The 4,102-nt window shown below is 43.7% G+C and carries 2 protein-coding genes and 5 tRNA genes; 1 reads left to right on the top strand and 6 read right to left on the bottom strand.

Annotated elements, in window-relative coordinates:
* Window positions 1-52: 52 nt before the first annotated feature.
* Window positions 53-126 (bottom strand) — tRNA-Cys (locus AB4484_RS24835).
* Between the two features lie 67 nt (window positions 127-193).
* Window positions 194-280: transfer RNA gene (locus AB4484_RS24840), tRNA-Leu, on the bottom strand.
* Between the two features lie 348 nt (window positions 281-628).
* Here AB4484_RS24840 and AB4484_RS24845 point away from each other — a divergent pair.
* Entirely contained in the window at window positions 629-1,417 is a 789-nt protein-coding gene (locus AB4484_RS24845) for a lipase family protein (RefSeq protein ID WP_248400778.1), read from the top strand.
* A gap of 89 nt (window positions 1,418-1,506) precedes the next feature.
* On the opposite strand, the gene AB4484_RS24850 is transcribed toward AB4484_RS24845, so the two are convergent.
* The 4 genes from AB4484_RS24850 to AB4484_RS24865 all read right to left on the bottom strand — a co-directional run bounded on the left by AB4484_RS24850 (window position 1,507) and on the right by AB4484_RS24865 (window position 4,088).
* The gene (locus AB4484_RS24850) at window positions 1,507-3,372 is read right to left on the bottom strand and encodes a methyl-accepting chemotaxis protein (RefSeq protein WP_059018379.1); all 1,866 of its coding nucleotides are present in this window, start codon (window positions 3,370-3,372) and stop codon (window positions 1,507-1,509) included.
* A 335-nt stretch (window positions 3,373-3,707) separates the two neighbouring features.
* Window positions 3,708-3,781, bottom strand: a tRNA-Cys gene (locus AB4484_RS24855).
* A gap of 64 nt (window positions 3,782-3,845) precedes the next feature.
* Window positions 3,846-3,932: transfer RNA gene (locus tag AB4484_RS24860), tRNA-Leu, on the bottom strand.
* Window positions 3,933-4,012: 80 nt separating this feature from the next.
* Window positions 4,013-4,088 (bottom strand) — tRNA-Gly (locus AB4484_RS24865).
* Window positions 4,089-4,102 lie beyond the last annotated feature (14 nt).

Genomic DNA, 4,102 nt, shown 5'->3' on the forward strand with positions numbered 1-4,102 from the left:
TATCGCATTTTCATTCTTAACATCTCTTAACTTATCAAACTAAGAGAAAGAATGGAGGCGCCTCCCGGAGTCGAACCGAGGTCCACGGATTTGCAATCCGCTGCATAGCCACTCTGCCAAGGCGCCTTTAATAGTTATTAAAGAGAACAACTCTTTGTTCATCACTCTACTCAAAAAGTAGAAGCTAGATAGATGGTGCCCCGGGCCGGACTTGAACCGGCACAGCGCGAACGCCGAGGGATTTTAAATCCCTTGTGTCTACCAATTCCACCACCAGGGCAACGCAATCTTGCGATGCTGATTACTGAAAAGTAAAACACCATCTCTCAGCGGCCTAAGCCGTGAGAACGAGGTGTACTTTAACGGAAGGAAAAAATTCGTCAACAATAAATTTTATCTTTTAATTCAAGTGATTAATTATCGAACTCAAAAGAATAAATTTAGTGCAGCTTGTACGGTTCTTATACTTGGATTTTTGATTTAAACGGGCAACTCACAGACAATCATTGATTCAAATACCAATTCAATGCGGTGATTTTATTGTTTTAAACCAAGCAAATGGCGTTTTCATGTGCTTTTCACATTCAACGATTAGAGTTTGAAGTAACTCTTATTAAGAAGTAAACATGTGAAACCACTAAAACGATATCAATATGAGCGCTATGCCGTTCTTTGTAACCTCGCCTACCCTAGAGTTTTTAAGCAGACTCGCTATGGTTTTGACCCTAATGGACAACGCATCATCAAGAACCAGTTTGGTAAAACCATGATTAGAGTGTTGTGGAGCAGCGACAAAGATGAAGTGGTTGTGGTTATCAAAGGATCGCACAGTATCTCAGATTGGCTACTGACCTTTGCTCTATGGACAAGGAGCTGCAAGAGAATTGGACTCAATTATCGTGTGCATGCAGGCTTCTACCATCTAATGTTTCAAGAGAGCCAGCCAAGTCGTAATGAAGATAAGCTTGGTTTAACCGTTATTGAACGCTTGGAAGCCACGCTCACTCCTCTCATCGAACAAGGCAAAAGAGTGTCTATTACTGGCCACTCTTCCGGAGGCGCTATCGGTTGTGTCTTCGCTGATTACTTTGATCAAAAGTACCCTGGCTGTATTAAGCGAATAGTGACCTTTGGCCAACCCGCCATTGGTGACTGGAGCTTTCGAAAGCACTATCGCATGAGTAAGAAGACCTACCGAATTTGCTGTGACATCGACATCGTGACCTTCATGCCACCGGTACCCTTAGTCTATTGGCATGTAGGCAAAGTGCTTTGGCTTTATAACGGACGAATCTATGAGAACACCCCAACCTTAATCCGCCTCGGTCGCTCTATCTTTAGTTGGTTGATAAGACCTTTCTCTTACCACTTGATGAGCAAGTATATCCGTAACAAAGATTTCTTTGATAAGCATTAAACATACGTTCAATCCAATAAAGAAAGAGCACAGGTTTATTACAGCCTGTGCTCTTTAATTTCTAACCTATATTACTGGTTGTTTATCGATTAAAGCTTGAATCGAGACAATTCCTGCTTAAGATCATTAGCTAAGTGGCTGAGCTGATCAGCTTGTGAGACAGCATCTGTCGCGTCGAGCGCCATAACGTCACTCACTTCACGCACCGACTCTGTATTGGCATTAATTTCCGCTGTAACCAATGACTGTTCTTCAGCAGCAGACGCAATTTGAGTCGCCATATCGCTGATCATCTGAATCGCTTCTCGGATCTGAGCCAAGCTTTCTCCGGCCATATCCACGTCATGTACGCTTGTCTTTGCCATGTCATGACTTTGTGTCATCACCTTAACAGCACCATTAGTTGCTTGTTGTAAGCGCTTGATCTTGTCTTCGATTTCTTCTGTAGATGCGTGCGTACGTTGTGAAAGTACGCGAACCTCGTCGGCAACCACCGCAAAGCCACGCCCTTGCTCACCAGCCCTCGCCGCTTCAATTGCAGCATTTAACGCAAGCAAGTTAGTTTGTTCAGCTATTTCACGAATTGTCGCTAAGATAGAAGCGATTTGTTGACCGTGTTCTTCAAGTTCACTGATGATAGACACGGCGCTTGTTAACTCCGTTGCTAGCTCGTTGATCGATGATTGACTCTTGGCCATCTGTTGGAAGCCTTGCTCGCTCAATTCAACCGAGTGAGTTGCACTTTTGGCTGTGTTGTCAGCGTTAGCGGCAATTTCAGATGTCGCTGTCGCCATTTCAGTCACTGCCGTTGCAACCATAGTGATTTCGTCTTGCTGCCTGCTTACGCTATCACTGCGTTTTAATGCGCTGCTATTCGCGTGCTCTGCACCATTGTTCATTGCCGTTGAGACTTGAGTGACATTGGTCATCATTCCATGAAGTCGGTCTACAAACACATTGAACTTATCGGCCAGTTGCCCGACTTCGTCATTGCTTGATACTTGAAGACGCTGAGTTAAGTCACCTTCCCCTTCTGCGATATCTGCGAGCGCTTCACTTACTCGTCCTAACTCCACCAGCTGTCGAGCGACAAACCAAGACGTTGCAGCCGCCATCACGATCAATACAATCAAACCTGTTGTGATTTGGCTTATCAACATATCAAACAGTGGTTGCTCCAATACCTCTTTATCCATTTCAATAACAAGGAGCCAGTCGGTGCCTTTGATTGGCTCCGCCATGATCACTCGTTCATTACCATCAACGTGAGTAAAGATCGTAGTTAGATTCTGCGCAGCGCTGTTCAAACCAGAAACACTAAGTTCGGGTGCAATCTCATTAACTTGTTTAAGAATCGATTCTTTGTTCTGGTGAGCAACGACGGTCCCTTGCTTATCAATCAAAATCGCGCGACCGTTTCCTGGAACTTCGATAGCCAGTACATCTTCGATCAGTTTATCCAATGCTAGGTTAGATGCCACCACGCCAATAATTGAACCATTCTCGGTTACAGGATCGGTGAGTGTTACTACTAACGCTTGCATCGTGACGCTAACGTATGGCTTTGTTGTGACGGCTTTATTCTGAGCTAAAGTCTCTTTGTACCAACCTCGAACTCTTGGGTCGTAGCCTGCTTTATTTAGCGAAGGGTCATGGCGGAACATCTCCCCCTCTTTATTACCGTAATAACTCAATCCAAAGCCACCAGATACAAGGGTTTGACGCAAATGAGGAACAATATCTAATGATGGGTTTAGTTGAACTTGCTGCTTAAGCCCGTGTACTGCTTGTTTCTTGTCATGGAACCAATCACTGATCCCTTTTGCATGTGCATGCAGCGTGTTGCGGCTTTCGCTTTCTATCGCTTGCCAACTGTTACTTTGAAAAGTTTTGTAACCCATGAAAAGAAGGATGGCAGATGTCACTGCAATCGCCAAAACTACAGAGAAAACCATCTTCCTCTTTAGACTAAATTGCATATTAAGAACCTCTTATCGAATAATTAAAGAAATTTAAAGAGGAACACTATCACCCGTAGCCATGTTTTAATTAGGGTTATCCCAAAAAACGATGAAACAAATTGAGCATTATGTTTAATTGTGATTTTGATTTATTTATTGATTTATTGATTTATCAACGACAACGGAATCGGTGAGTTGTTTGAAACTAACCTAGTTATGAAAAGATGGGAATTGGGAGGACGATTGCTTGAGAGAAGAAATGCTGAACTCAAAGATGGTAAAGCCAGAAACGAAAAAACCAGTCACTAGGACTGGTTTTTTCTGAATGATGGAGGCGCCTCCCGGAGTCGAACCGAGGTCCACGGATTTGCAATCCGCTGCATAGCCACTCTGCCAAGGCGCCTTCAATAGTGTTTTAAGAGAACAACTCTTTTGATTAATACCAAGCGAGGTAATAATCAAATAGATGGTGCCCCGGGCCGGACTTGAACCGGCACAACGCGAACGTCGAGGGATTTTAAATCCCTTGTGTCTACCAATTCCACCACCAGGGCACGCAATTCTTTATTGCGATGCCGATTACTGAAAAGTAAAACACCATCTTAATGTCGAAATGAATCAACATTACAAAATTTGGAGCGATACATCGGGTTCGAACCGATGACCTCAACCTTGGCAAGGTTGCGCTCTACCAACTGAGCTAGTATCGCATTTTCATTCTTAA

Origin of the sequence: Vibrio sp. 10N.261.46.A3 (assembly GCF_041472995.1) — a bacterium.
Classification (GTDB): domain Bacteria; phylum Pseudomonadota; class Gammaproteobacteria; order Enterobacterales; family Vibrionaceae; genus Vibrio; species Vibrio coralliirubri.

Excerpts from the sequence above, each read along its gene's own strand:
- AB4484_RS24850 (WP_059018379.1), bottom strand. The coding sequence starts at position 3,372 with ATGGTTTTCTCTGTAGTTTTGGCGATTGCAGTGACATCTGCCATCCTT.